Below are 24,409 nucleotides of genomic sequence, written 5' to 3' on the forward strand. Positions count from 1 at the left end.
CCCATACTCTGTATGGGAATGAATTCTATAAGGCTCTGCCTTCAAACCATTTCTTCTAATTTTACCTCATAATCGCCCTGCATTTCCGGTTTATTTAGATCGTAATCTCATTAACGCTAGTTACCACTCGGTAATCTACTCCTAATGCTTGATGAAAATGCTTTTCACCACAGATAATTTTACGTTTTTCATCAGGTCGCAATTCATCTAAATTTCTTGTACCTTTTGTTTCACGAATCAGGTAAAGAAGTGGTTTCCCTACTGCTTCTCCATGTTCGTCTCTATCTTCCATAATAACTGCCCAATCTGGATTATATTCCCCTACTGGTGTAGGTACAGTAAACCAATTAGGAAGTTTGAAAAATAGTTTTACATCATCTCGTTGTTCTAAATCTGCAACAAATTTACCTTCAATACTATTTTGTATATTTTCGGCTTGACTATCAACAATCACATGATCATAAACCGAACGATTTGCCGGAATTAGATATTCTTGCCAAGTTTCAATCTCATCTTGAAACTGAGTCATTTCATACCAATTATCTATTTTTTCGTATTGAATCCCATTTACTAAATGATCTGCTAGTTTATTTTTAATAATTTGTACTGCTACTGTAGCAAATTCATGAGGATTAGAAAGTACACTTTTTTGATTATTCAATCGTTTTAATATTGTTAATAAGGTATGACGAGTTAATGATACAGATGGAGTTGTGTTCTCCAACAAGTCTACCATGATAGTAATTATATTAGGTAAAGGTCGTTTTCCAGTTAACGTCATAGCTGTTTTACTGGTGGTAAGTTGTATGGTTTCTAATATATCTTCATTGCCTACCTCTACCCGTGCTTTAGTAATAGTAATCCGAGGAGGATTAATAGTTTTTGTATCTAATTCCTTAACTACTTCCTCAATCAGTTTTTCTGTATGAATTTGCACAGCATAACGAGTTTTATGTTTAATTTTCTCCCACAATTCTTGAAACTCTGGTTTTAATAAGTATTCTTTACGTAATTTAGCTACACCTTTTTCTCTAGCGTTAGGTGGTTTTGGTGGTACACCTTCTTTACCATACTCATCTTCAATTTCTTGTTGTAATGTTGCTACATATTTTTCATAACTTTCGTTAGCTATAACGGTTAAAATATTGATTCTCTCATCAAATATTCTTTCTCCTGTTTGATTTACAGCTAATCTCACACCCCGACCAATTTCTTGGCGTTTTTTAGTTTCTGATGTTGTTTGATTGAGGGTACAAATTTGAAAAACATTAGGATTATCCCAACCTTCTCTTAATGCAGAATGAGAAAATATAAAGGCTACAGGTTCATCTAAAGAAAGTAATCTCTCTTTATCCTTCATGATTAAGTTATAAGCTTCTTCGTCTTTTTTTGCAGTACCAGTGGTACTATCTTCAAAAACAGTTTCTCCTCCTTTTTTGCGCTTTTGGGCAAAATAAGCAGATTGGACTTGTTCAGGTGTCAATGATTCCCATTCTGGATATTTTACCTTTAACTCTTCAAAGGCTTGCTTAAATAACTGACAGATAATACCATCTTGCCCAGTGTCAGTTTTATAATTAGCAACTTTATCTATAAAGAATAGTGAAATAACTTTGATACCTTGGGATTTGAGTCTTTTTTGTTTACGAAAATGTTCTTCAATAGTATAACGAATTTGTGCCTCAAAAATAGCTTCTTTATCAGTTCCCTTAGATTCACCTCTACTAATTTCTAAGTTATTGGTAAAAAGCACTGTTTGAGAACCAGGATTAATTTCTTCTATTTCAAAATCTGCATATTCACTGCGGTTAGTTTTTTCAAATAGAGAATCTCCAGGCTTTACTGTAATTACCTTTTCTTTAACTGTACCATTTTTTTGTAATTGATGAACAGCAATTTTAGCAGTAATAGTTTTCTTTTGACTGGTAATACTTTCTAATCGCAAAAATACTTGATTAAAGTCATTTTCCTTGATGACAGAACCTATTTCAATTTTTTTAACTAAACCTTGATTATAAGCAGCACATGGGGTTAACCGATAAATTAAATTATAGGGGTTTTTGTGAGTTGCACTATAGCGGAGAATAAACAAAGGATGAAGAGATCCTAAAGCTGCAATACTTTTTTCACTCTCCATATTTTGCGGTTCATCTAAGATTAAAATAGGACGGGTTGATTGTACTAAATGCAGTGGTGTTTCACCCATTAACCTATCTGTACTCTGACGAATAACATTAGCAGCTTTATTAAAAGCATCTATTGTCATCACCATAATTTCTAATCCATCAGAAAGTGCAAATTGACGCACTTGGGAAAGATTGACAGAATCATAAATATAATAACGATAAGGTGGATTACTATAAAGTTCTCGAAAATGTCTTTCAGTAACTTTTAATGTTTTTAAAACTCCTTCCCGGACAGCAACAGAAGGAACAACTATAATAAATTTACGCAATCCGTAACGCTGAAATAATTGTAAAGCAGTGCGTAAATAAACATAAGTTTTACCTGTTCCTGTTTCCATTTCCACGGAAAAGTTAGGAACGTAAATTGTTTTTTTACCTCTTATTGTTTCTATCGTTTCTTCAATATATTGAAGTGATTCATCAGGTAAAATATCATTTTTTTGTTGGACAGCTTGCAGATTTTCTAATAAATTTTCTGCATCTAAATCCAGACGATTCATAACAGCAGCAGAACCCCACTCTAAAATTAAACTCATGTCTAATTCTATGCGGGGTTGACCTTCTAATAAATTAGTAACGGCTTCAATAGCATCAGTTTGATATTCTTGGTTGGCATCAAATCTAAATTCCATCTGCTACCTCTTTTAAATAGTTTTTAGTCTACATTGTAGGACTAAATTAGCTGCTGTAGTGTCATCTATGGCCATGTCAAGGCAAATTAATAAATCGTTTTTAGTTAATTTTAACGTTCTCGCTGTTTCAAAGTGAAACTGATTATCAAGACTAATATAAAAATGCTGTCTTTTATCTTCGTCAGTTATTTTGTAGATAGTAGCAGATTCAATTTCTGTAACTTCCTCAATGCGAGATGTCAAGCTATAACCTTGTTTGAGCATGACTTCATATCTTACATTTTCTGGTTTCCAGCCATCAACTAAAGGATCATTAAATAGTTCTAATTGTTCTATATATGCTTCCGGTTCTGTATCTGATGGTAATTCTTCCGATTGACGATAATTCGATTTAGATAATTTTAAAACCTTAAAACCTAAATCTTCTGGAGTTTCCCGATTTTGCAATGGGAGTTTACCATTGTCGGAATTTTTTATTTTCTGAATACTGCGACGAATACGCTCTTTACTAAGATCAACAATTGTAGGAAACTGTGGATTATCTGTTTTTTGTGGTAACTGAACTAGAATAAACCGACGATCACCAGTATCTTCATGATTCAATTCTAATACTGCCTGGGCTGTGGTAGCAGAACCTGCAAAAAAATCAAGAATAATATCAGTTGAATCTGTATTTGTAGATAATTCAACTATACGTTTGATTAACCGCGTTGGTTTTGGCGTATCAAAAGATTGAGATGCTTCTGGAAAGAGAGATTTAATCTGTTTTTTGGCTTCATCATTATGTCCAACATCTTTATGTTGCCACCAAGTATCTGATATTATTCCACCTACTTCAGATAAAAACCTTTTGTATGCAGGTACTTTATTTTCCTGATTTAATCCCCACCAGACTCGATTATCTTGAACATTTTGTTGATGTCTAGCTTTGCTATAACGCCAAACAGAGGTTCGACTAGGCCAAATTTCTTCTGCTGTTTTGGGATGAATTATTGGATAGTAAAGATTGGGTCTTTGTTCAGCCGATTTATTACATAAATAGTCTGAAGCTTTCCATAAACCTCGCGGATCATTATCTGGATTTTTGTATAGTTTATTTTGTTCTTCTGTTCTCTCCATTCTGCCAATAAGTGCTATTGCTTTACCACTATCTAAAAACTGTCTCTGCTTACTATAAACTAATATAAAATCATGGGTAGCTGAAAAATCAACAGTATCATTAGCTGGAGCATATTTTTTTTGCCAACACACGCAAGCAACAAAATTCTCTTCTCCAAAAACTTCATTCATCAGCAACCGCAAATTATGAACTTCGTGATCATCAATACTCACGAAAATTACCCCATCTTCTCTTAACAATTGCCGTGCTAAAAAAAGACGGGGATACATCATAGACAACCAAGCAGAATGATAACGTCCACTGGTTTCAGGATTGCTCGTTTGTAAATTACCTTCACTATCTTTTTGGCCTGTTAATTCTAAATAGTTATCAAGAGGATCTGTATAATTATCTGGATAAATAAAATCATTTCCCGTATTGTAGGGAGGGTCAATATAAATCATCTTTACTTGTCCAGAATAGGACTTGCGAAGTAACTTTAAAACCTCTAAATTATCACCTTCAATAAACAAATTTTGAGTATTATCAAAATCTACTGATTCATTTCTATCTGGTTTTAATGTTGCCTTACTGGGTGTTTGTAACATCTGAATAGCTTCACGCTTACCAGCCCAAGTAAAAGAGTAACGTTCTGGCCGATCATCTGTATTTTTTCCTAAAGTTGCCTTTACTAAAGTTGCCTTTAACTTATCAAAATCTATCTCACCTTCTGTAAACACTTCTGGAAAAATGGCTTTAAGCTGCTCAAGTTGTTCAGCCTTGATATCACCAGAAGTTATTTCTACTTTATCTATATCTCTTTTGTTCATTGACTGTGTGTATTTTTATGTTGCAAATTTTACTAAGAAACTAGATTCTTTAATACATTTTAACAGAAAGTCAACAATCACCAATCACCAAACTTAGTTAAAATAATCAACTAACCTCAACACAGAAATAAGCCGAAAACTCATGGCAGATCAAATGCAGTGGACAAATGCCCTATCAACCCGTCCTTCCTTAGAAGCGGCTATTAACGATGTCGTAGAACAAGCAGTGGCATCTTTAACAGCACCAGCAGATTTAGGGCTGGTATTCATTTCTTCTGCCTTTATGAGTGAGTATTCCCGGCTGTTGCCTTTATTGGCGGAAAAGCTTTCTGTACCTGTATTAATTGGTTGTAGTGCTGGGGGTGTAATTGGCAGAAAACAGGCAGGAGAAACCGAAGAAATAGAAGCAGAACCAGCCCTGAGTCTGACTTTAGCCCATCTTCCCGGTGTCGAAATCCGACCTTTTCATATTGTCGCCGAAGAATTGCCAGATTCCGATAGTTCCCCCACCGCTTGGATTGATTTGCTAGGTGTGCCACCTTCCGTAGTCCCTCAATTTATTCTCTTGTCTAGTCCCTTTGCTTCAGGAACGAATGATTTATTGCAGGGTTTAGATTTTGCCTATCCGGGTTCGGTGGTGGTAGGAGGACAGGCCAGCAGCGGCTTTATGAATGGTCGTGTGGGCTTATTTTGTAATGATAAATTGTATCGGGAAGGTACGGTAGGCATCGCTTTAAGTGGCAATATCGTCTTAGATACCATTGTTGCCCAAGGATGTCGTCCCATTGGTGAACCGTTGCAAGTCACCAAAGCGAAACGGAATATTATTGTTGAGTTAGATGAAAAAGTCCCATTGGTGGTATTGCGAAATTTAATTAGTAGTTTAAGTGAAGAAGATCGAACTTTAGCACAACATTCTTTATTTGTAGGTTTAGCAATGGATGAATTTCGTCTAAATTTACATTCAGGGGATTTTTTAATTCGCAATATTTTAGGAGTAGATCCTAATGCTGGGGCGATCGCAATTGGCGATCGCATTCGTGCCGGACAAAGGTTACAATTTCATCTGAGAGATGCCGAAGCATCAGCCCAAGATTTAGAAATTTTACTGCAAGAATATCAAAGTCAAAATGCCAGCGAACCATCTCCCGTAGGCGCTTTAATGTTCACCTGTTTAGGACGAGGAACAGGACTTTATGGCAAACCTAATTTTGATTCTCAACTATTTAGCCGATACCTCCATGATTTACCAATGGGTGGCTTTTTCTGCGGTGGTGAAATCGGTCCAGTCAGCGGCAGAACTTTCTTGCATGGCTATACTTCTGTATTTGCTATTTGTCGTTCTTTAATCAGTGATAACAGCTAATGGTTAAATATAGCCGAGAAATAAGAAAATTACATCCTGTAAATCCTTAAATCCTGTAAATCCTGATTCAGACAATTTACCCAATTAAAAGCGTACTATGATTATCAATTAAAGCTGTATTACCATCATTAACCGCACTATATTCTTCGATATAACGACGGACATGAATAGGAAAATGTGGATATTCTAACATAGCATCACCATCGGCAATAGTTGCCCAAAAATCCCGTAAACCGGGAGCTAGGATTTGTGCCTGTGCTAGTGGTAAACTTAAAGGTGGTAAAGTCAATAATTTGAGGACAAAAGGATAAGAGCGATCGCCCATCCATTGCCGTGATAATGTTTGTAAATTGGGAAAATCTGGCACTGATTCCACACGATGAGAAACAACTTGTAAGGATTCGTTACCCAATTCATCGCGGTTAAATTCTAATACTCGATAAGGATGAGGATAGCTGACTAAAGAACCCGTGGTAATATCATATATTCCTTCTGCATAAGCAATATCTTGAACGTGCAAATGTCCTGTAAATACTAACTTAACTCCATAGCGTTGTAATAATGTCCGCAGTTCTGCTGCATTTTCCAGCATATAACGATTTGCCATCGGATGATTTGATTGATTAGGTAAATGTTCAACCACATTGTGATGGATCATTACTAAAACCAATTCATCTTTAATGCTTGCTAATTCCCGTTCTAACCACTGGAATTGTTGACTATCTAACCGTCCTATTTGCTCACCTTGATCATTAAATGAGTTAGAATTAAGACCGATTAACCTCACTCCTGGGAATATCTGCCGATTGTAATAATGTTGTTGAGGATTTTCATAACCAAATTGTTGGTAATAATAGGGAAAATCTGCAAAGCCAATTGATTGTTCATTAGCCATTAAAACAGGGAGATCATGATTACCAGGAATCACATAAGATGGAAAAGGTAATTGAGATAGCCTGTTTTGTAACCAATTGTGATTTGCTGGTTCACCATGTTGGGTTAAGTCTCCAGGGATCAACAAAAAATCTAAATCTAATTGGGTTAAATGTGCTAATACACTATCAAAAGCTGGAATACTCACTTCCACCAAATGAAAGCGACTAGGATGATCCCAGATGGTTTCAGGAAGCGCAATGTGTAAGTCGCTAACTATAGCAAAACGAAAATTGAGTTTCATTGATTTTAAGAAAATGTTAAAAATAAAGTTGCAAAAATTCTTATTCTTAAAGTATAACCCTCACTGTGTATACCTGTGTAGGAATATTTAGACTTAATAATATTTATATACATTTGTTTAGAATTGTTGTTTTTTTTAAGGAGAGTAAATTTTGTCACCTGTTCGAGTTCGTCAGCACGTTAACCCCCTTGCGAGTAAGTTCCAAACCCCAGCCGCTTCTCCAGAATGGGAAAAGATTTATATCCAACAAAACCTACCTCTACATTTAGATATCGGTTGTGCTAGAGGTAGATTTGTCCTCAAAATGGCACAGGTAGAACCAAATTGGAATTTTTTAGGTTTAGAAATTCGAGAACCGCTAGTAGTAGAAGCAAATAGAATCCGCGACGAAATGGAATTAACAAATTTGCATTATCTGTTTGCAAATGTGAATAATTCCCTAGTTTCCTTATTATCAACATTACCTGTAGGAAGGTTGCAAAAAGTTACAATTCAATTTCCTGATCCTTGGTTTAAAAATCGCCATGCAAAACGTCGGGTAGTGCAACCAGAATTAGTCACAGAATTAGCAAAATATTTAACAGTTGGTGGTATTGTTTTCCTGCAATCTGATATAGAATTTGTAGCAGTAGAAATGTGCGATCGCTTTGATGAACATCCTGCATTTGAAAAGCTAGGAACAACAACATGGTTAACCGAAAACCCCCTTCCTGTCCCCACAGAACGGGAAATAGCCACTCAAAACAAAGGTGAACCAGTTTATCGGGCTTTATTTAGAAAACTATAATCCGATATCCTGGGGGTAACGATGCCGAATTTTGTCAGCGGGAATGGGGCGCATCTCTAACAGACATTCGCTGTAGCTGGGTCAGGTGCCGTCTTGTGTCAATGACTGATTGCAAAGATTCATGGACTTTTCTACTCCCTGTTTGAAACTAAATTCAACACACTCAACGACAAAGTTTAAAACTTGAGACATGACTTTATTCTCAGTGGCAGAAAATCGCCCTAAAACATGAGAAACAGTATGAGAATTATCCCCATCTATTGCGTTCTTTGGTTTACCTATACCAATTCTTAATCTAGGAAAATTTTGGGTATTCAGATGAGAAATAATACTTTTCATGCCATTATGTCCACCCGCAGATCCAGACAACCGCAGACGAGTTTTGCCCAAGGGTAAATCTAGATCATCATAAATGATTAAGATTGATTCAGGCGGTATTTTGTACCAATTGGTTACGGCTTGAATAGCTTGTCCTGAAAGATTCATATAGGTTAAGGGTTTGAGTAACCGAATTTTCCCCTTACCTGCTGCATTCCCTTCGCCAAATTCTCCTTGAAACTTGCGATTTTCAGCTAGAGAAATTTGCCAAGCCCGAGCTAGGGTATCTATGGCTGCAAAGCCAATATTATGACGAGTTTGGTCATATTTAGGCTCTGGGTTTCCCAGTCCGACAATTAGCTGGGGAATCACCACAGCCGTTGGTTTTACTTCTTCATCTTTCATCCTTGTACGTTTTCTGACTGGGTTTTTCCAGCTTCAATATGTTTATGCTCTAATTCAGCGGTCGTTTGCACAGTTTCTTTCAATTGTTCAGATTCTTTTTTGAACTCGCTTTGAAATTCATTAGAGGCTTCTTGAAAACTGCGAATAGTTTTCCCCAAACTGCGACCAATTTCTGGTAACTTCTTCGGTCCAAAGATTAATAATGCAACTACCATAATGACACCCATTTCTGGTAAGCCGATACCAAATATATTCATTCTTCTCTCCTGTATACAGAAAAACCGCCACAACTACCTTATAGCTTTGGGATTTAGACTAATTTTATCGCTATTTTTAGGTATTTTTTTGAATAATGAAAAAACTGGGACAAGCTAGGTAAAGTTTTATACTGCTCGGTTAAGGGTAAAAAGTCGTTATATCGTAGGTTGGGTTGACGTATGTTACCCAACAAAATTCTCGATCATGTTGGGTTTTGCTGTCGCTCAACCCAACCTACATTTCCTTAACCGAATAGTATTAGGATAGATGCTAATTATCAGCTTGATGACTGGATAGCCATTAGCCGCCTAAACTGCGCCAATCAACAAGCACGTCCTGAATTAACAGAGACTTGTTATAAACTTGCAGGATAATTAGCAGAAATACCAAAAATAAACCCATAAACACACCCATTAAAGGTGTTGTTCCCCAACCTGGAGACACTTTACCATACTCAGCATTTAAGGGTCTGAGAATATCTCCTAACTTAGTCCGTTGTGCCATAGTTCACCTAAGAATTAGTTACCAAAGCTTTTTTAAATTTTTTCAGACATTCCCAAACCTTTACAGGCTGGGGATTCTTGGTTGAAACTTACCTATTTTCGATTGACCTAATCACAGGTTTAACAGTTCGCATTTACTCATGTCTTTGTCACGAATAATTACCCAAGCTTTTATCCAGTGGTGGATAAGTTCCCGGTTGTCTCACGGTACATGGATGAATCCAAAAGCTGTTCTTAAATTATCGCAGTTTGTGATCTTTGTTTAGCGATATTGCTGGAGGTTTTTGCCACATTTACAAAAATACATGATTTTCGGTGTGTTGATGCGGTTATGGAGGAATTAACGAACCGCAGAGGCGCAGAGTACACAGAGGGAAGAGTTAGAGAGAGAGGGCTATGCGTTTGATACCGTCTTTGAGGAGGGGAACGTTAAAGTTGATGAGGAGTCCTAAAGTGCGCTTGGTTATTTTGAGGTAGGAGAGAAGTTGAGCTTCGTGAATGGGGGCTAGGGTTTGCACAGCTTTTAATTCTACAACTAAACAGTCTGCAACTAAAAAATCTAATCTACCTCTACCTACATCATGTCCTTTATATGTCAAGCTTATTGACTTTTCAACCTCATGATGTATACCCCGAATCATAAATTCAACAACCAGTGCTTCCTTATACACTTCCTCCAAAAACCCAGGACCTAAAACCCGGTGTACCTCAATAGCAGCCCCAATAACCTCCCCTGTAAGCCAACTCATCTCCTCTCCTAACTCTCTTCCCTCTGCGTCCTCTGCGCCTCTGCGGTTCGTTTTCATCACATAATCCTTGCAAAAACAACTAATTACCAAATTAACCCAATTATCACCTCTACCAAACCTCTTACCTCCGTGTCCTCTGTGCCTGGAGTGGTTCGTATTCATTATAACTAGGACTTACACTCTAATAAGAAATGTGTACTGTGTTCTGAAGAAAAAGCCGGAAAATTAGCCTTTTTCATGAAATCCAAAAATCTTAGCCAAGACTCTTGTAATTTTAGAAAATAGGGGTTAAGATATTTCCATGAACCTTAAAGAAGATTTTTGGAAAAAAGCAATGTCAAAAATTATCTACGATGTCATTCAACGCTTTGAGGTTGAAAACGGCGTTCCTCGCTTGGTTTCAACTAATATTGAAATGATTGCAGGTGGGGAAGACTTAATGTCTTTAGCTACCAGTATTTTGGAGAAACTTGGTTTCAACGACAAGTTTAAAGTAAGTCGGGCATCTCAATATATAGGGTACAGACTCAAGAATCCCGCAAAAGGAGCTAAACGTTATCAACTGGTTTTAGCTCAACGTAAAGAGGGACTTTGTATTTCTATTCCTCAAGATATTTTAGATGGACATATCTTAGAAATAAAGTATTGGGTTGATATATCAGAAGCTGATGCTGGTGTTGGATATTCAATAGCAGGAGTAATTTGGGTAAATCCCTCTAAAAAAGATATTTTTCTTGAATCTTTGCCCCCTGAATATTGGGATTTATTAGCAGCCAAAGAGAAAACAGTAGGAGAAATTTATCTCAATAAATGTACTGGAGATGATTGGTCTACTTGGTATTCTGTTATTGCTAATAGTGAGATTATTCCAAGAAATGAATTTCGGATTGAAGTATTAAGTAATAATCAAAGTTATCTCATTTTGCAAGAGGATAAGCTTTTTCCTTATACGTGGCAGACGTGTATTAGTTCAAAAGAAGTCCTAGAAGAATTTATTAGTTACTTTGCAAAAATATTAATGGAGAAAAACTAATGTCTGTAAAACCCAAAAGACTGATTAATCCTTACGAAGAAAGAATGCTAGAGTTTCTGCAAACCTGCATTGATGAGAATTATAAAATTCATACACAGGTAAGCTTATGCCAATTTTGTGAATTAGGTAGCAGCCTTGATATTAAACTCAGAAACTTCTTCTTTAGCTCCAGTGTAGACGCTCTGATCACAAACAAAGACTATAAACCTTGTTTAGTTGTAGAATTTCAATCTACATATCATGATTCTCATGAGGCAAGAGAGCGTGATAATAAAAAATTACATTTACTAACCTTAGCAGGAGTTCCCCTAATTTATTCAAGAATTAAAGACTTTGGATTATTACATCTTTACTCTCAACAGGAAGAAGTAATATTTAATTTATTCACAGGCGAAAAACGCGAAAATGCCAAAGCCTTAATTAGAAACTATTGCGAACCATCTAATTTTTCTAACCTTCTAGCTATAGCGTAGTAATTGCTAACTTACCCGCCTAGCACTGAAGTGCAAGGCTAATAATAAAAGTCGTCTCAAGACGACTGAAAAAAGAAAAGATATGAGTCCGTTTTAACGGACTTTCGCTATTAGCCTGGGGTTTTAACCCTAGGCGGTTTGTGTAACCAACTACAAATCCTCCTTTCCCCATATCTTCACAATTTATCATCCCCCTCCCTCCAATCATCACCAAAATGCTACAATCTACACCATGCTAGGGGTGCTTGGGAAACCAAGCTGAGATCAAACCCTTAACACCTGAGTCTGGATAATACCAGCGGAGGGAAGCTGTTTATTTGAGGATTGTAATATGCGGACAGAATGGGTAGCCAAGCGACGTGGACAAGCTAACGTATCGCAAATGCACTACGCCCGTCAGGGTGTGATTACTGAAGAAATGGATTATGTAGCGAAGCGGGAAAAGCTGCCTGCTGAACTTATCCGCGCCGAAGTGGCACGGGGACGGATGATTATCCCTGCGAATATTAATCATACTAACTTAGAACCGATGGCCATTGGTATCGCTTCTAGTTGTAAAGTTAACGCCAATATCGGTGCTTCTCCCAACTCTTCTAACTTGCAGGAAGAAGTTGATAAACTCAACCTGGCGGTAAAATACGGTGCTGATACCGTGATGGATTTGTCCACAGGTGGCGGTAATTTAGATGAAATTCGTACCGCAATTATCAATGCTTCACCTGTTCCCATTGGTACAGTACCAGTTTACCAAGCTTTAGAAAGCGTTCACGGCACTATTGAAAATCTCACCGCTGACGATTTTCTCCATGTCATCGAAAAACACGCCCAGCAAGGGGTAGACTATCAAACTATCCACGCAGGAATTTTGATTGAACATTTACCTTTAGTTAGAAACCGGATTACAGGGATTGTTTCTCGTGGTGGCGGAATTTTGGCGCGGTGGATGTTGCATCACCACAAACAAAACCCCCTGTATACCCATTTCAACGACATCATTGAGATTTTCAAAAGATATGATGTTTCTTTCAGTTTAGGCGACTCCCTGCGCCCAGGATGTACCCATGATGCGTCCGATGAAGCCCAGTTGGCGGAACTGAAAACTCTGGGAAATCTCACCCGCAAAGCTTGGGAACATGATGTACAGGTAATGGTGGAAGGTCCCGGCCACGTACCTATGGATCAAATTGAGTTCAATGTCCGTAAACAAATGGAAGAGTGTTCGGAAGCTCCTTTCTATGTTCTCGGTCCTTTGGTGACTGATATTGCTCCTGGTTATGATCATATTACCTCAGCTATTGGGGCAGCTATGGCGGGCTGGTACGGTACAGCGATGTTGTGTTATGTGACACCTAAAGAACATTTAGGTTTACCTGATGCTGAAGATGTGCGTAATGGCTTAATTGCGTATAAAATTGCGGCTCATGCGGCGGATATTGCTAGACATCGCCCTGGTGCTAGAGATAGAGATGATGAACTTTCTAAAGCTCGCTATAATTTCGACTGGAATCGTCAATTTGAGTTATCTTTAGACCCCGAAAGAGCGAAGGAATATCACGACGAAACTTTACCAGCAGATATCTATAAAACTGCTGAGTTTTGTTCTATGTGTGGGCCTAAGTTCTGTCCTATGCAGACTAAGGTTGATGCTGATGCTTTGACTGAATTGGAGAAGTTTTTGGCTAAAGAACCTGTAGCGCAAGGTTAATTAGTGAACAACAAGATCCCCGACTTCTTCAAGAAGTCGGGGATCTAAAACCTAGTACATCAATCCAAATCTTTATATTGAAATTAAACTCCTAAAAATCTATGAGTGAACAAATTAAATGGACTGCTGAAGCTGAAGTTAAGCTCAAAGAAATTCCTTTCTTTGTCCGTCCGTTTGCTCGCAAAAAGATTGAAACCTATGCCCAAGAGAATAGTATATCTCTAATTACTCTTGAAATTTATGAACAGGTTAAGCAACAATTTAATAAAAAATTTGGCTAACATATAATGACTCGACAATCCCATGATCAATTCGCTAAAGAATATCTAGAGGAATTATTAACACCTCTAGGAACAATTAAAAAAAGTGAAAAGGTTAAACGTGAAATTCAAGAAATTGATGTTTGGTTTGAACCATTTTCTGATCAAACTCAGGAAAATCTCCCTTTAGGTTTATTAGGGAAGATGGCTAAAACTCAATGTTTATTTGAGCCTTTTCGCAATCCACCATCAGAAATAGAAATTCGCAGTTGTTTACTTAAATTATATGCCGTTCATGGTGATGTAGTTAGGAAGGCAAAACGCGAAAATAGAAATATTGCTGAATCAGATTTACCGATTTTATGGATTTTAACACCAACTTTTTCATCTCGGATGATTACCGGTTTAGGTGCAACTGAAATTGTAGAAGATTGGGTTAAAGGTGTTTATTTTCTGCCGAATATTCTGAAAACAGCAATAGTTGTGATTCATCAATTACCAGAAAATGAGGATACTTTATGGTTGAGAGTTTTGGGGAAAGGAGGAACACAAAAAAGAGCAGTTGAGGAGTTAACTGAGTTACCAGAAAATCACCCTTTTCGAGAGAATTTGTTAGAAATTTTAGCGGACTGGCGCAAGAATTTAGAATTGAGAGATAATTTAAGTAGGGAAGAAGAGGAAGTAATTATGAACTTATCACCGGCTTATTTACAACAAATAGAAGACTGGAAGCAAGAAGGAAAACAGGAAGGACAACTTTTGTTGATAACTTCTCTTCTGGAAGGGCGTTTTGGTAGTTTGGATGCTGAGTTATCTGGTGTGGTGGCAAAGATTGCTAAATTTCCTATTTCTGAACGCACTCAGTTACTTCTTTCTTTGGGTAATTTATCCCGTGAGGAATTGTTGCAAAGATTACAGGATCAATAAATTTAAGGTATGGCTGTATATCTGCGGAATGTGTGATATAATGAGCCAAATTCACCGAAAACCTAGATAAAAAACCGAAGCCTATGTATATTTTCAACTGTATTTTTACGGGAAAGAAGGTATTTTCAGATGACTACTCAGCCAAAATTGAAGATGATGGTTTTGTTTGGGTTGTTGATGGGAAATATGAAGAACTCAGTGATCAAAAATTTGATGATAGCCTCTTCGGAGGTAACAAGAGTGCTGAAGGTGAAGACGTGACTGAGTACGTGACTGAGTATAAGCCTGTTGTGAATACTCTCCTAAAAGCTTTTCGTTAGTCCTGATAGTGTATATCGAGTCACTTCATGATAAATGCGATAGCGAAGCTGACCGAAGGTATCGCTTGTGGTGTGATTTTGGAGAGAGCGATAGCGAAGCGCACCGAAGGTATCGCTTATAGTGTAATTTTGGAGATAGTCATATCAAGCCCATGTTATGATATTTCTATATATAGGAAAAAAGCTATGACTGCTTTAGTACAAGAACTTCTGAATACATTCGACCGCTTGACAGACTCAGAACGGTTAGATTTGGTATTAGAGATTTTAAAGCGGACAGTTGATTTAGATTTTTCGCCCTTATCTGATGAAGATTTAGTCATGAATGCTGAGGGACTTTTTCTTGATTTAGATGAGGAAGAAGCGACATATAAGTAGTCCTAAACGTAGTGAAGTTTGGCTAGTAGATTTAGGTTATGTGGCAAAAGTTAGACCATGTTTAGTAATCAGTATTCCTGTACTAGATCAAGATCGTGCATTAGTGACTCTTGTTCCACACACAACAAGTTCACGCAGTTCAAGATTTGAGGTACAAGTCAAAACAAATTTTCTTCGGGAAGGAGTATTTGATGTACAAAATATCATCACAATTCCTCATGCAAAGCTTTTACGCAAATTGGGAAACATAACACCAGAACAAATGCTGAAATTAGAACAGGTTCTACTATTTTGGCTGGGATTTGACGAAGAAAATGTTCAAGATGATGATGAGTAGTCTGTGCAGCAAATTGATAATTTAGTGCTTGTGTGATTTTTGGGAGTGCGATAGCGAAGCGCACCGAAGGAATCGCTGTAAAATAAAGAGATAAAATAAAATCATCCCCATTCTTCCTATGAAAACGAGGCACAAATGACTTATTTAGAACTACATCAAAAGATTGAACAACAGATATCCCAACTACCACCAGAACAGCTTTCCTTAGTTAGTGATTTTCTCGACTCTATTCAGGAAAAAAGCACCGTAAATCAACGCCCATTACGTCGTATTTCCCCCATCAAGCGAGGTAAAAAAGCAGGTGATTTACTACATTATGCTGGAACTTGGCATTGCCTCTGCTATCATTGAAAGCAGAGCCTTCTAAAATTCATTCCCATACAGAGTATGGGAACGAGAAAGAAGTCGGGGATCTAAAAACTATCAATCATCACCAACAGCGTACTGAATCAATAGAGATAGACGCTGACGCAGAGTTTCCAGTCCTAACCGCTGACTAGCAGAAATAAACACTGCTAAAGGAAACTCCTCTCTAGCCAAAGCCAGTGTTTCACTACTAACTTGATCAATTTTATTAAAAGCCACTAACGCCGGACCCGGTGTAATCGGCATTTGCGCGAGTATATCCCGAACTGCGCGAATGTGATTCAACCAAGCAGGATGAGATAAATCTACTAAATGCAGTAAAGCATCCGCTTCTGTTACCTCCTCCAACGTTGCCCGAAAAGCATCCATTAAAGATGCAGGTAACTCATGGATAAACCCTACAGTATCCGTCATCAAAGTTTCCTGGGGTGCGCCCGTTTCTGCATGAGGAATTATTAATCGCCGTGTGGTCGGGTCAAGGGTAGCAAACAGTTGGTCAGCCGTGTATACTTCCGAATTGGTGAGGGCGTTGAGTAAAGTGGATTTACCAGCGTTGGTATAACCCACCAAAGCCACTGAGGGAACTTCTCGATGTTGTCGTCGTTGACGTAACCGACAACGATGAGCTTGTAATTGATTAACTTCGTGTTGCAGTCGAGAAATCCGCTTTTGAATAGCCCGGCGTTCTGTTTCTAGCTTGGTTTCACCGGGACCCCTTGTGCCAATACCACCGCCCAATCTGGACATACCCTCACCCTTGCCCGTGAGTCGTGGCAGCATATACCCTAACTGTGCCAGTTCCACCTGTAATTTACCTGCACCAGATTGAGCGCGTTGGGCAAAAATATCTAAAATTACTTCGGTGCGGTCAACTACCCTAACACCAATTTGTGCTTCTAAATTGCGAACTTGGGAACGGGAAAGATCCCGATCAAATACTACCAAATTAGCACCTAGAGTTTGCACAGCGATCGCCACTTCTTGGACTTTACCTTCACCAATCACTGTTTGGGGATGAATACGCGATCGCTTTTGTTGTAAGGTTTGTAAAACAACACCTCCAGCCGTATCCACTAATCGGGTCAATTCCACTATGATGTCTTGGAATTGTTGCGGCGTGATATTTTCTGTTAATACCCCCACAATTACCACCCGATCATGATCAGCGTCTACCTCTTGCGCTACATACTCCCGACTAAATTCCTCTTCTAAACTTGCCACTAAGTCCAGAAAATCCTGGTCAGCCAAAGCATCTAAACTTAGAGGTGGTGAGATGTGGGAATATGTACCAGCATCTCCGATACTGATACCAGCGGATTGAGTCACAACCAATTGTCTGTTATTAGCTACCAGATGCGCCAGATAAGCTTCTTTTACGTATCCAGTTGAACCACCGCCACGCTTGGTAAATCCTCCTCCAGTAATATTAAAAACTACTAAAGCATCCAATCTTTGTAAAGCCATGGCTGTTAAGGCTGACTCACTCGGTTGTTCTGACTTGAGATTGGTAGATAAACAACGAATACCGCTCAGACGCTCTGCACCATAGCGAGGTAGTTCTAAGGGCGGAATTTGCGTTTGACGCGGAGTACCTACACCAACCCGAATTACTTGTCCACGACGATTGATATAAGTACAAATAGGTTGATTAATTTCCGTACTAATGGCTGCCAGCCGTTGAGCAAAATCAGTAGTCGTAATGCGATCGCCTGATATCCGCTGGTGGTACAGCCGCTGGAGTTGTTTTAGCTGGCTGGACTTCAAACCTTGAACATTACCAAAGATAGTCTCTATAGGCGTTTATGACCAGTTACCTGGTTCCCCCTGAATCCTGACACTGTCTATTTTACAACAGCAATTGGTCAGTTGTCAGTTGTCAGTTGTTAGTAGGGGCGAAGCATTTGGAAGATAAATTATCGGTCATTGCCAAAAATAGTTCTCCAAATGCTTCGCCCGTACAGTTGTCAGTTGTTAGTTGTCATTAGGTAATTTTCTTCTTTCTTCTTTCTTCTTTCTTCTTTCTTCTTTCTTCTTTCTTCTTTCTTCTTCCTGACTCCTGACTCCTGACTCCTGAACTCCTGACTCCTGATAGCGAAGCGTGGCGTTAGCCATACTCCTGACTCCTCCAATAAATAGCTGGACTCTTTGGCAACTATAGATTTATAATTAACGATTGTGAGTTTTTTCAAAAAACATAAAAAGTAATGAACGCCCAAGAGATTATCCGCTCAATTGAAGCGGAGCAAATGAAATCTGACTTACCCGATATCTATGTCGGTGACACAGTTAAGGTAGGAATCAAAATTCAGGAAGGCACTAAATTCCGTGTGCAACCTTACGAAGGTGTAGTTATAGCTAGACGCAATGGCGGCATCAACGAAACTATCACAGTTCGTAAAGTTTTCCAAGGTGTGGGTGTAGAACGAGTATTTTTGCTTCATTCTCCCCTGGTTGAAAGCATTAAAGTATTGCGTCGTGGTAAGGTTAGACGTGCTAAATTATATTATCTACGCGCCCTCGTCGGTAAGGCAACCCGCATTAAACAAAGATTCGACCGCCCTCTATAATTCCCAATGGTGAATTAATAGACAAAACCCAGTCTGCAAGCGGCATCTGCCGCTAACTTGCCAAAAGAAAAAAAATAAGTTACAATCAGAAGCGAAATTGCGTTAGAATAAAAAAAGTTCAGCGCAATGACTGTAACAAGAAAAGCTTGTGCGCTCTTAGTTCAGTTGGTAGAACGCAGGTCTCCAAAACCTGATGTCGGGGGTTCAAGTCCTCCAGGGCGCGCTAAAAAAGAAAAATACTGCCCGAAGCAATAACGCCACTGCCAAAACAGCAGAAAACGTCAATTATTTCGGGTATAATTTTTTTGAAATATAGCTTGACTGTTGCCAGTTAATTTAGGCCGAAGCTATAAACCTTGAAAAAAATCACAAGGTTAGGCTATTTAAGAAACGGGGGGATAACGACTGTGGCCAAAAAAAATGAAGCAGAAATGCCAGAAACCGAAAATGGGTTTAACTTAAACAATTTTTTCCAAGGAACAAAGGAAGAACTTGAGAAAGTAATTTGGCCCAGTCGGAAACAGTTGGTGAGTGAATCAGCCGCTGTACTATTAATGGTTACACTCTCCGCCTCTTTGATATATTTGGTAGATGGATTGTTCGCTTGGGCAGCAAAACAGGTGTTCTGATGACTTCTGCAACAGACGAACCACGCAACTCCGAGTTGCAGTCAGATGACACACTCTTAACAGGGATCAAAGAAGTCCGCTGGTATGCAGTGCAAGTAGCCTCTGGCTGTGAGAAACGGGTAAAGACAAATTTAGAGCAACGTATCCAAACTTTTGATGTCGCTGATAGAATCGTCCAGGTGGAAATTCCCCACACCCCAACGGTGAAAATCCGTAAGGACGGTAAACGTCTACCTTCAGAAGAAAAGGTTTTCCCTGGTTATGTGCTAGTCCGAATGGCGATGAGTGATGATACATGGCAGGTGGTAAGAAACACCTCCCACGTGATTAACTTTGTGGGCGCAGAGCAGAAGCGTGGTAGCGGTAGAGGCCGTGGTCACGTTAAGCCAGTTCCCCTGAATCCTTCGGAAGTTGAACGCATATTCAAACAAGCCTTGGAACAAGAGCCAGTAGTCATAATTGATATGGCTACAGGTGATAAGATAGTTGTGCTTTCTGGTCCATTTAAGGATTTTGAAGGCGAGGTGATTGAAGTTTCCCCAGAACGGAGTAAACTAAAAGCTCTGCTTTCTATCTTTGGACGAGATACACCAGTAGAATTGGAATTTAATCAGGTTAAAAAACAGAGCTAAATACAAATGGCGAAGAAAGTAGTAGCGGTCATTAAATTGGCCCTGAATGCTGGGAAAGCCAACCCAGCACCGCCAGTTGGTCCTGCATTGGGTCAACATGGTGTTAACATCATGATGTTCTGCAAGGAGTACAACGCCAAAACAGCAGACCAAGCTGGAATGGTGATACCTGTAGAAATTTCTGTTTATGAAGATAGAAGTTTTACATTTGTACTCAAAACTCCACCAGCATCAGTTTTGATTCGCAAGGCAGCGAAGATTGAAAGAGGCTCAAGTGAACCCAACAAAACTAAAGTTGGTAGCATTAGCAGAACGCAATTACGTGAAATTGCTCAAACCAAGCTTCCTGATCTCAACGCCAATGATATTGATGCAGCCATGAATATCGTGGAAGGAACTGCTAAAAACATGGGCGTAACAATCACAGATTAGGTGACAGAGAACAGGCTTCGCCGTGAGCGTCAGCGAAACGGTGACAGGTGACAGTAGATAAAAAAATAACAACTGACAACTGACAACTGACTAATAACAAAATCATATCGGGGGAGAAGCACGACTTCGAGATTACCCCAGGAGAAAAAAATGGCAAAAAAAGTATCACGCCGCTTACAGGCGTTGCTAGAAAAAGTAGAAGATCGGGATTATACACCCTTAGAAGCATTAGCTCTGTTAAAAGAAACAGCAACCGCTAAATTTGCTGAGGCTGCTGAAGCTCATATTCGTTTAGGAATTGATCCTAAATATACAGACCAACAGTTGCGGACAACGGTAGCACTACCTAAAGGCACAGGACAGATAATTCGGGTAGCAGTTATCGCCAGAGGGGAAAAAGTCACAGAAGCAACTAATGCTGGTGCTGATATAGCTGGTTCTGAAGAACTCATTGAAGATATTCAGAAAGGCATGATGGACTTTGACAAGCTGATTGCTACACCAGATGTGATGCCACAGGTAGCAAAGCTGGGTAAATTACTAGGTCCACGGGGTTTGATGCCCTCACCTAAAGGTGGAACAGTGACATTTGATGTTGCTAGTGCGATCGCTGAATTCAAAGCTGGTAAATTAGAATATCGGGCTGATCGAACTGGGATTGTCCATGTTATGTTTGGTAAGACTGCTTTTTCACCTGAAGATTTATTAATCAATCTCAAGGCATTACAAGAGTCAATTGACCGTAACCGTCCTTCGGGCGCTAAGGGTCGTTATTGGCGGTCAGTGTATATATCCTCGACAATGGGTCCGTCAATTGCTATTGACATTAGTGCTTTACGAGAGTTAAAAATAACTGACGCTGCATAATTTGGTAATGGGTAATTGGTAGTAGATGAAGATAATCAGAAATTACCAATGACCAAAATTAAATAAGCAAAGCCGGAGACAGCAGGTGCTAATAGCTTAATACCCTGCCGAGGTTGTAATTTTAACCGCCTGAAGTTTAATCAAGAAAAGTTTGATAACTGCGGCCTTAAAAATACTACTTTGAAACCCTGGCTAAGATAGCTGGGGTTAAGTTTTTTCCGTGTGTCAGCAAAAAGGTGACAACTAACAACTGACAACTGTACGGGCGAAGCATTTGGAGAACTATTTTTGGCAATGACCGATAATTTATCTTGCAAATGCTTCGCCCCTACTGACAACTGACAACCGTACGGGCGAAGCATTTGGATAACTATTTTTGGCAATGACCGATAATTTATCTTCCAAATGCTTCGCCCCTACTGACAACCGACAACTAACAACTGACCACTGACAACTGACATTGGAGGTGAGATAAGTATGGGAAGAACGTTAGAAAACAAGAAAGAAATAGTTGCTGATCTTAAAGTTTCTTTGAGTGAATCAACTTTAGCACTGGTAATTGATTATCAGGGGCTGACAGTTGCTGAAATCACAGATTTGCGTCGGCAACTCCGTCCTAGTGGTGCTATCTGTAAGGTGACAAAAAACACCTTTATGGGCATTGCTATTAAGGATCAGGAACAATGGCAGCCAATGTCAGAATTACTTAACGGTTCTTCGGCATTTCTGCTAGTTAAAGAAGATTTATCTGCGATTAAAGCTTACCAAGCATTCCAAAAAGCCACCAAGAAAACAGAAATTCGCGGTGGTGTCATGGAAGGTCGTGTCCTGAGTGAAGCTGATGTCAAGGCTCTAGGAGACTTGCCATCTAAGGAACAACTCATGGCTCAAATTGCTGGTGCTATCAACGGTGTGGCTACCAAGCTGGCTGTTGGTATCAACGAAGTTCCCAGTTCTTTGGCTCGCGCTTTGCAAGCTGTCGCTGAAAAAGAAAATGGCGATAGTGCTGAAAGTGCTGCTGAGTTAGCGGTAGTTAGTGAAGATTAATCACTGACAACTCACAACTAAAAAACTAACAAATCAAAAATTCTTTAGGAGTTATATCCATGTCTGCTGCAACCGAACAAATTTTAGACCAATTGAAATCTTTGACCTTATTAGAAGCTTCTGAATTAGTTAAGCAAATTGAAGAAGCTTTTGGTGTTAGTGCTGCTCCTACTGGTGGTGGCATGATGATGATGGCTGCTCCTGGTGCTGTTGCTGAAGTAGTAGAAGAGAAGACCGAATTTGATGCAATTTTGGATTCTGTACCTGCCGATAAGAAGATTGCTGTCTTGAAGATTGTCCGTGAAATCACAGGTCTAGGTCTGAAAGAAGCTAAGGACTTGGTAGAAGCCGCTCCTAAAGCAGTTAAAGAAGCTGTAACTAAGGAAGCCGCTGAAGATATCAAGAAGCGGATTGAAGAGGCTGGTGGTAAGGTAACAGTTAAGTAATTGTTATTTGGTGATTGGTAATTGGTGATTGGTGATTGGGAAGAATTTTTACCCAGTCCCCAGTCCCCATTATCATCGCTTGAAAACCGGAAGTAAATATTGTGTCAGTGTAAAAGCATCAACTCCTAATTCTGTTCTTGCTTGTGCTGCTAAAATTCCTGCTTGGGAATGCCACCAAGCCGCAGTTGCGACTATATCTTCTATAAAAATTTCTTTATTCATAATTTGCGCTAATAGTCCACCCAATAACCCAGTTAATACATCACCGCTGCCTCCACGGGCTAGGGCTGGGGTACTTTCGGGATTTATCCAAACACTACTACCTTGAGAATTAGATATAGCTGTTCTTGCCCCTTTTAGCAGGACTACAGCCCCACTTTCTTGTGCTGCTGTTTGTACGGCTTTGATTCTATTTGTGTAATCAATATGGGGAAATAAACGCTTAAATTCTCCCGTGTGGGGTGTAATTACAGTGGCTGATTTTCGTGATTTCAATGTGGGAATAGTTCCTAATTGTGCCAGAATATTTAAAGCATCAGCATCGAGAATTAGAGGACATTCACATTTAATTATTTCGGGAATAATAGAAATATTATCTTTAGTTAAACCCGGTCCGCAAGCAATTGTGGTAAATGAATTTAAATCTATAAGGTGCGTTACGCTGTCGCTAACACACCCTACTAATGGTAAATTAGCAATTGTTCCGGTTTTCGTTTCAGGACAACCAATAATTAACGCTTCTGGTAAATGGGAAACTAACAACATTTTTAGAGATTCGGGGACAGCGATTGATAACATTCCTATACCAGAAGCTCGCGCACCTAAACCTGTTAAAATTGCTCCACCGACATAACGTTGAGAACCACAAATTAATAATAAATGTCCTTGTTTGTATTTATGGGTAATGAGAGGACGAGGTAAAGGTAAGGTTGATAATGCTGTTGTTTTAGTAATGCGTTTGATTTGGGGAATATTACCGATAACAGCATGAATATCTGCTAAGGGAATATCAAAGTCAATTAATTCGGCTTTACCAATATAAGGTAATGCTTGTTCTTGTAATAAACCTTGTTTCCATAAACCTAAGCAAAATGTATAATTTGCCTGAATAGCTGTTCCTAAAACTTCTCCTGTATCTGTATGTAAACCCGAAGGGATATCAATACTAATAATGGGTTTATTTTTGCTATTAAAATAATTAATTGCAGTAGCAATAGAATCAGTAATTTTTCTTTCTAACCCAAACCCAAATAAACCATCAATTAAAAAATCATAACTTGGTAATTCAGCAATTTCTTGATAACAGGGAATTCCTAAATTTTGTGCATATTGAAAATGTTGGGAAGTTAATTCTTTTAATTTAGGAAAAGGTTGATAAATCCAAACTTGATAACCGCGAAAATGCAATTCACGAGCTACTACTAAACCATCTCCTCCATTATGACCGGGACCAACTAAAATTCCTACACATTGCCCTGGGGAAATAATAGCCTGTAAGCGGTGGGAAATTAATCCCGCTACCTTTTCCATTAAAGCTGCTACAGGCATTCCCGCAGTAAATATCCTGGCTTCAATATCCCGCATTTGGGCTGCGGTAACAACAAATTGTTCTTTAGTCATTAGTCAGTTGTCAGTTGTTAGTTGTTAGTAGGGGCGAAGCATTTGGAAGATAAATTATCG

At 38.9% G+C, this 24,409-nt stretch carries 29 protein-coding genes, 1 tRNA gene, 1 riboswitch and 1 other annotated feature; of the genes, 19 read left to right on the plus strand and 11 right to left on the minus strand.

Annotation, left to right across the window (positions count from 1 at the left end):
- Nucleotides 1–94: 94 nt before the first annotated feature.
- Together FJR09_RS03040 and FJR09_RS03045 are read right to left on the minus strand one after the other, a co-directional pair.
- A complete protein-coding gene (locus FJR09_RS03040) occupies nucleotides 95–2,818 on the minus strand; it encodes a DEAD/DEAH box helicase family protein (RefSeq protein ID WP_168652629.1) in 2,724 nt (907 codons plus the stop codon).
- Nucleotides 2,819–2,830: 12 nt separating this feature from the next.
- A complete protein-coding gene (locus FJR09_RS03045; protein WP_168652630.1) occupies nucleotides 2,831–4,747 on the minus strand; it encodes a site-specific DNA-methyltransferase in 1,917 nt (638 codons plus the stop codon).
- Nucleotides 4,748–4,889: 142 nt separating this feature from the next.
- Here FJR09_RS03045 and FJR09_RS03050 point away from each other — a divergent pair, with 142 nt between their 5' ends.
- A complete protein-coding gene (locus tag FJR09_RS03050) occupies nucleotides 4,890–6,113 on the plus strand; it encodes an FIST N-terminal domain-containing protein (protein WP_168652631.1) in 1,224 nt (407 codons plus the stop codon).
- Between the two features lie 76 nt (nucleotides 6,114–6,189).
- Here FJR09_RS03050 and FJR09_RS03055 read toward each other — a convergent pair whose 3' ends face one another.
- On the minus strand, nucleotides 6,190–7,290 hold the full coding sequence (locus tag FJR09_RS03055; protein WP_015078237.1) for a metallophosphoesterase: 1,101 nt from the start codon (nucleotides 7,288–7,290) through the stop codon (nucleotides 6,190–6,192).
- 151 nt (nucleotides 7,291–7,441) lie between these two features.
- Between FJR09_RS03055 and trmB the strand changes: the two genes are divergently transcribed.
- Nucleotides 7,442–8,077 (plus strand): tRNA (guanosine(46)-N7)-methyltransferase TrmB, encoded by a 636-nt coding sequence (gene trmB, locus FJR09_RS03060; RefSeq protein ID WP_015078236.1) that lies wholly within the window; start codon nucleotides 7,442–7,444, stop codon nucleotides 8,075–8,077.
- An 81-nt stretch (nucleotides 8,078–8,158) separates the two neighbouring features.
- Here the strand turns inward: trmB and pth are convergent, their stop codons facing one another.
- From pth to FJR09_RS03080, 4 genes are all read right to left on the minus strand, one after another.
- The gene (gene pth / locus FJR09_RS03065) at nucleotides 8,159–8,800 is read right to left on the minus strand and encodes an aminoacyl-tRNA hydrolase (RefSeq protein WP_168633589.1); all 642 of its coding nucleotides are present in this window, start codon (nucleotides 8,798–8,800) and stop codon (nucleotides 8,159–8,161) included.
- On the minus strand, nucleotides 8,797–9,057 hold the full coding sequence (locus tag FJR09_RS03070) for a TatA/E family twin arginine-targeting protein translocase (RefSeq protein WP_015078234.1): 261 nt from the start codon (nucleotides 9,055–9,057) through the stop codon (nucleotides 8,797–8,799). Before FJR09_RS03070 ends, pth begins: the two co-directional genes overlap by 4 nt.
- A 301-nt stretch (nucleotides 9,058–9,358) precedes the next feature.
- Entirely contained in the window at nucleotides 9,359–9,562 is a 204-nt protein-coding gene (gene psbH / locus FJR09_RS03075) for a photosystem II reaction center phosphoprotein PsbH (RefSeq protein ID WP_015078233.1), read from the minus strand.
- Between the two features lie 379 nt (nucleotides 9,563–9,941).
- Nucleotides 9,942–10,367: a GxxExxY protein gene (locus FJR09_RS03080; protein WP_015078232.1), complete on the minus strand. Its 426-nt coding sequence runs from the start codon at nucleotides 10,365–10,367 to the stop codon at nucleotides 9,942–9,944.
- A gap of 244 nt (nucleotides 10,368–10,611) precedes the next feature.
- Between FJR09_RS03080 and FJR09_RS03085 the strand changes: the two genes are divergently transcribed.
- The 9 genes from FJR09_RS03085 to FJR09_RS03125 all read left to right on the plus strand — a co-directional run bounded on the left by FJR09_RS03085 (nucleotide 10,612) and on the right by FJR09_RS03125 (nucleotide 16,094).
- The gene (locus tag FJR09_RS03085; RefSeq protein ID WP_168652632.1) at nucleotides 10,612–11,343 is read left to right on the plus strand and encodes a hypothetical protein; all 732 of its coding nucleotides are present in this window, start codon (nucleotides 10,612–10,614) and stop codon (nucleotides 11,341–11,343) included.
- Nucleotides 11,343–11,816 carry a DUF2726 domain-containing protein gene (locus tag FJR09_RS03090; RefSeq protein WP_168652633.1) on the plus strand — a complete coding sequence of 158 codons (474 nt, stop codon included), beginning with the start codon at nucleotides 11,343–11,345 and terminating at the stop codon, nucleotides 11,814–11,816. Before FJR09_RS03085 ends, FJR09_RS03090 begins: the two co-directional genes overlap by 1 nt.
- Before the next feature lie 227 nt (nucleotides 11,817–12,043).
- A riboswitch (TPP riboswitch) is annotated at nucleotides 12,044–12,140 on the plus strand.
- A gap of 7 nt (nucleotides 12,141–12,147) precedes the next feature.
- Nucleotides 12,148–13,521, plus strand: a complete 1,374-nt coding sequence (thiC, locus tag FJR09_RS03095) for a phosphomethylpyrimidine synthase (protein ID WP_168652634.1) — start codon at nucleotides 12,148–12,150, stop codon at nucleotides 13,519–13,521.
- 101 nt (nucleotides 13,522–13,622) lie between these two features.
- Entirely contained in the window at nucleotides 13,623–13,802 is a 180-nt protein-coding gene (locus tag FJR09_RS03100) for a PCP reductase family protein (RefSeq protein ID WP_015078228.1), read from the plus strand.
- 6 nt (nucleotides 13,803–13,808) lie between these two features.
- On the plus strand, nucleotides 13,809–14,708 hold the full coding sequence (locus FJR09_RS03105; RefSeq protein WP_168652635.1) for a hypothetical protein: 900 nt from the start codon (nucleotides 13,809–13,811) through the stop codon (nucleotides 14,706–14,708).
- Between the two features lie 83 nt (nucleotides 14,709–14,791).
- Nucleotides 14,792–15,028: a translationally controlled tumor protein gene (locus FJR09_RS03110; RefSeq protein WP_015078226.1), complete on the plus strand. Its 237-nt coding sequence runs from the start codon at nucleotides 14,792–14,794 to the stop codon at nucleotides 15,026–15,028.
- Between the two features lie 27 nt (nucleotides 15,029–15,055).
- On the plus strand, nucleotides 15,056–15,406 hold the full coding sequence (locus FJR09_RS24930; RefSeq protein ID WP_254433022.1) for a hypothetical protein: 351 nt from the start codon (nucleotides 15,056–15,058) through the stop codon (nucleotides 15,404–15,406).
- Nucleotides 15,381–15,743 carry a type II toxin-antitoxin system PemK/MazF family toxin gene (locus FJR09_RS03120; protein ID WP_174783238.1) on the plus strand — a complete coding sequence of 121 codons (363 nt, stop codon included), beginning with the start codon at nucleotides 15,381–15,383 and terminating at the stop codon, nucleotides 15,741–15,743. Before FJR09_RS24930 ends, FJR09_RS03120 begins: the two co-directional genes overlap by 26 nt.
- Before the next feature lie 135 nt (nucleotides 15,744–15,878).
- Nucleotides 15,879–16,094 carry a hypothetical protein gene (locus FJR09_RS03125; protein ID WP_015078223.1) on the plus strand — a complete coding sequence of 72 codons (216 nt, stop codon included), beginning with the start codon at nucleotides 15,879–15,881 and terminating at the stop codon, nucleotides 16,092–16,094.
- A 72-nt stretch (nucleotides 16,095–16,166) separates the two neighbouring features.
- On the opposite strand, the gene hflX is transcribed toward FJR09_RS03125, so the two are convergent.
- Both hflX and FJR09_RS03135 read right to left on the minus strand, forming a co-directional pair.
- A complete protein-coding gene (gene hflX / locus FJR09_RS03130; protein ID WP_015078222.1) occupies nucleotides 16,167–17,903 on the minus strand; it encodes a GTPase HflX in 1,737 nt (578 codons plus the stop codon).
- 177 nt (nucleotides 17,904–18,080) lie between these two features.
- The gene (locus FJR09_RS03135; protein ID WP_158310493.1) at nucleotides 18,081–18,221 is read right to left on the minus strand and encodes a hypothetical protein; all 141 of its coding nucleotides are present in this window, start codon (nucleotides 18,219–18,221) and stop codon (nucleotides 18,081–18,083) included.
- A 92-nt stretch (nucleotides 18,222–18,313) separates the two neighbouring features.
- Between FJR09_RS03135 and rplS the strand changes: the two genes are divergently transcribed.
- The 6 genes from rplS to rplA all read left to right on the plus strand — a co-directional run bounded on the left by rplS (nucleotide 18,314) and on the right by rplA (nucleotide 21,236).
- Nucleotides 18,314–18,676, plus strand: a complete 363-nt coding sequence (gene rplS / locus FJR09_RS03140) for a 50S ribosomal protein L19 (RefSeq protein ID WP_015078221.1) — start codon at nucleotides 18,314–18,316, stop codon at nucleotides 18,674–18,676.
- Between the two features lie 150 nt (nucleotides 18,677–18,826).
- A tRNA-Trp gene (locus FJR09_RS03145) sits at nucleotides 18,827–18,899 on the plus strand.
- Between the two features lie 184 nt (nucleotides 18,900–19,083).
- Nucleotides 19,084–19,305 carry a preprotein translocase subunit SecE gene (gene secE / locus FJR09_RS03150; protein WP_015078220.1) on the plus strand — a complete coding sequence of 74 codons (222 nt, stop codon included), beginning with the start codon at nucleotides 19,084–19,086 and terminating at the stop codon, nucleotides 19,303–19,305.
- Nucleotides 19,305–19,937 carry a transcription termination/antitermination protein NusG gene (gene nusG, locus FJR09_RS03155; protein ID WP_015078219.1) on the plus strand — a complete coding sequence of 211 codons (633 nt, stop codon included), beginning with the start codon at nucleotides 19,305–19,307 and terminating at the stop codon, nucleotides 19,935–19,937. The genes secE and nusG overlap by 1 nt, the downstream gene beginning before the upstream one ends.
- Nucleotides 19,938–19,943: 6 nt before the next feature.
- Nucleotides 19,944–20,369, plus strand: coding sequence for a 50S ribosomal protein L11 (gene rplK, locus FJR09_RS03160; protein ID WP_015078218.1), 426 nt, complete (start codon nucleotides 19,944–19,946; stop codon nucleotides 20,367–20,369).
- A gap of 150 nt (nucleotides 20,370–20,519) precedes the next feature.
- Nucleotides 20,520–21,236: a 50S ribosomal protein L1 gene (gene rplA, locus FJR09_RS03165; protein ID WP_015078217.1), complete on the plus strand. Its 717-nt coding sequence runs from the start codon at nucleotides 20,520–20,522 to the stop codon at nucleotides 21,234–21,236.
- 54 nt (nucleotides 21,237–21,290) lie between these two features.
- Nucleotides 21,291–21,458: a sequence feature (ribosomal protein L10 leader region), on the plus strand.
- Here the strand turns inward: rplA and FJR09_RS24935 are convergent.
- A complete protein-coding gene (locus FJR09_RS24935; protein WP_254433023.1) occupies nucleotides 21,377–21,598 on the minus strand; it encodes a hypothetical protein in 222 nt (73 codons plus the stop codon). (Overlaps the previous feature by 82 nt.)
- Nucleotides 21,599–21,713: 115 nt before the next feature.
- Here FJR09_RS24935 and rplJ point away from each other — a divergent pair, with 115 nt between their 5' ends.
- Together rplJ and rplL are read left to right on the plus strand one after the other, a co-directional pair.
- A complete protein-coding gene (rplJ, locus tag FJR09_RS03175) occupies nucleotides 21,714–22,283 on the plus strand; it encodes a 50S ribosomal protein L10 (protein WP_168632760.1) in 570 nt (189 codons plus the stop codon).
- Between the two features lie 59 nt (nucleotides 22,284–22,342).
- Nucleotides 22,343–22,729: a 50S ribosomal protein L7/L12 gene (gene rplL, locus FJR09_RS03180; RefSeq protein ID WP_015078215.1), complete on the plus strand. Its 387-nt coding sequence runs from the start codon at nucleotides 22,343–22,345 to the stop codon at nucleotides 22,727–22,729.
- A gap of 72 nt (nucleotides 22,730–22,801) precedes the next feature.
- Here rplL and FJR09_RS03185 read toward each other — a convergent pair whose 3' ends face one another.
- Nucleotides 22,802–24,349 carry an NAD(P)H-hydrate dehydratase gene (locus FJR09_RS03185; protein ID WP_168652469.1) on the minus strand — a complete coding sequence of 516 codons (1,548 nt, stop codon included), beginning with the start codon at nucleotides 24,347–24,349 and terminating at the stop codon, nucleotides 22,802–22,804.
- Between the last annotated feature and the right edge of the window lie 60 nt (nucleotides 24,350–24,409).

Source organism: Dolichospermum sp. UHCC 0406, from assembly GCF_009712025.1.
In the GTDB taxonomy this organism is placed as follows: domain Bacteria; phylum Cyanobacteriota; class Cyanobacteriia; order Cyanobacteriales; family Nostocaceae; genus Dolichospermum; species Dolichospermum lemmermannii.

What these genes read in the sequence shown, in the direction of transcription:
- rplK (WP_015078218.1), top strand. Translation starts at nt 19,944, where the DNA reads ATGGCGAAGAAAGTAGTAGCGGTCATTAAATTGGCCCTGAATGCTGGG.
- FJR09_RS03090 (WP_168652633.1), top strand. Translation starts at nt 11,343, where the DNA reads ATGTCTGTAAAACCCAAAAGACTGATTAATCCTTACGAAGAAAGAATG.
- rplS (WP_015078221.1), top strand. Translation starts at nt 18,314, where the DNA reads ATGAACGCCCAAGAGATTATCCGCTCAATTGAAGCGGAGCAAATGAAA.
- nusG (WP_015078219.1), top strand. Translation starts at nt 19,305, where the DNA reads ATGACTTCTGCAACAGACGAACCACGCAACTCCGAGTTGCAGTCAGAT.
- FJR09_RS03110 (WP_015078226.1), top strand. Translation starts at nt 14,792, where the DNA reads ATGTATATTTTCAACTGTATTTTTACGGGAAAGAAGGTATTTTCAGAT.
- FJR09_RS03185 (WP_168652469.1), bottom strand. Translation starts at nt 24,349, where the DNA reads ATGACTAAAGAACAATTTGTTGTTACCGCAGCCCAAATGCGGGATATT.
- FJR09_RS03045 (WP_168652630.1), bottom strand. Translation starts at nt 4,747, where the DNA reads ATGAACAAAAGAGATATAGATAAAGTAGAAATAACTTCTGGTGATATC.
- FJR09_RS03040 (WP_168652629.1), bottom strand. Translation starts at nt 2,818, where the DNA reads ATGGAATTTAGATTTGATGCCAACCAAGAATATCAAACTGATGCTATT.
- FJR09_RS03120 (WP_174783238.1), top strand. Translation starts at nt 15,381, where the DNA reads ATGAGGAAGAAGCGACATATAAGTAGTCCTAAACGTAGTGAAGTTTGG.
- rplA (WP_015078217.1), top strand. Translation starts at nt 20,520, where the DNA reads ATGGCAAAAAAAGTATCACGCCGCTTACAGGCGTTGCTAGAAAAAGTA.
- FJR09_RS03100 (WP_015078228.1), top strand. Translation starts at nt 13,623, where the DNA reads ATGAGTGAACAAATTAAATGGACTGCTGAAGCTGAAGTTAAGCTCAAA.
- FJR09_RS03055 (WP_015078237.1), bottom strand. Translation starts at nt 7,290, where the DNA reads ATGAAACTCAATTTTCGTTTTGCTATAGTTAGCGACTTACACATTGCG.
- FJR09_RS24935 (WP_254433023.1), bottom strand. Translation starts at nt 21,598, where the DNA reads ATGCTTCGCCCGTACGGTTGTCAGTTGTCAGTAGGGGCGAAGCATTTG.
- rplL (WP_015078215.1), top strand. Translation starts at nt 22,343, where the DNA reads ATGTCTGCTGCAACCGAACAAATTTTAGACCAATTGAAATCTTTGACC.
- FJR09_RS24930 (WP_254433022.1), top strand. Translation starts at nt 15,056, where the DNA reads ATGATAAATGCGATAGCGAAGCTGACCGAAGGTATCGCTTGTGGTGTG.
- FJR09_RS03080 (WP_015078232.1), bottom strand. Translation starts at nt 10,367, where the DNA reads ATGAAAACGAACCGCAGAGGCGCAGAGGACGCAGAGGGAAGAGAGTTA.
- FJR09_RS03125 (WP_015078223.1), top strand. Translation starts at nt 15,879, where the DNA reads ATGACTTATTTAGAACTACATCAAAAGATTGAACAACAGATATCCCAA.
- FJR09_RS03135 (WP_158310493.1), bottom strand. Translation starts at nt 18,221, where the DNA reads ATGGCTAACGCCACGCTTCGCTATCAGGAGTCAGGAGTTCAGGAGTCA.
- rplJ (WP_168632760.1), top strand. Translation starts at nt 21,714, where the DNA reads ATGGGAAGAACGTTAGAAAACAAGAAAGAAATAGTTGCTGATCTTAAA.
- FJR09_RS03085 (WP_168652632.1), top strand. Translation starts at nt 10,612, where the DNA reads ATGAACCTTAAAGAAGATTTTTGGAAAAAAGCAATGTCAAAAATTATC.
- psbH (WP_015078233.1), bottom strand. Translation starts at nt 9,562, where the DNA reads ATGGCACAACGGACTAAGTTAGGAGATATTCTCAGACCCTTAAATGCT.
- FJR09_RS03070 (WP_015078234.1), bottom strand. Translation starts at nt 9,057, where the DNA reads ATGAATATATTTGGTATCGGCTTACCAGAAATGGGTGTCATTATGGTA.
- thiC (WP_168652634.1), top strand. Translation starts at nt 12,148, where the DNA reads ATGCGGACAGAATGGGTAGCCAAGCGACGTGGACAAGCTAACGTATCG.
- pth (WP_168633589.1), bottom strand. Translation starts at nt 8,800, where the DNA reads ATGAAAGATGAAGAAGTAAAACCAACGGCTGTGGTGATTCCCCAGCTA.
- FJR09_RS03105 (WP_168652635.1), top strand. Translation starts at nt 13,809, where the DNA reads ATGACTCGACAATCCCATGATCAATTCGCTAAAGAATATCTAGAGGAA.
- FJR09_RS03050 (WP_168652631.1), top strand. Translation starts at nt 4,890, where the DNA reads ATGGCAGATCAAATGCAGTGGACAAATGCCCTATCAACCCGTCCTTCC.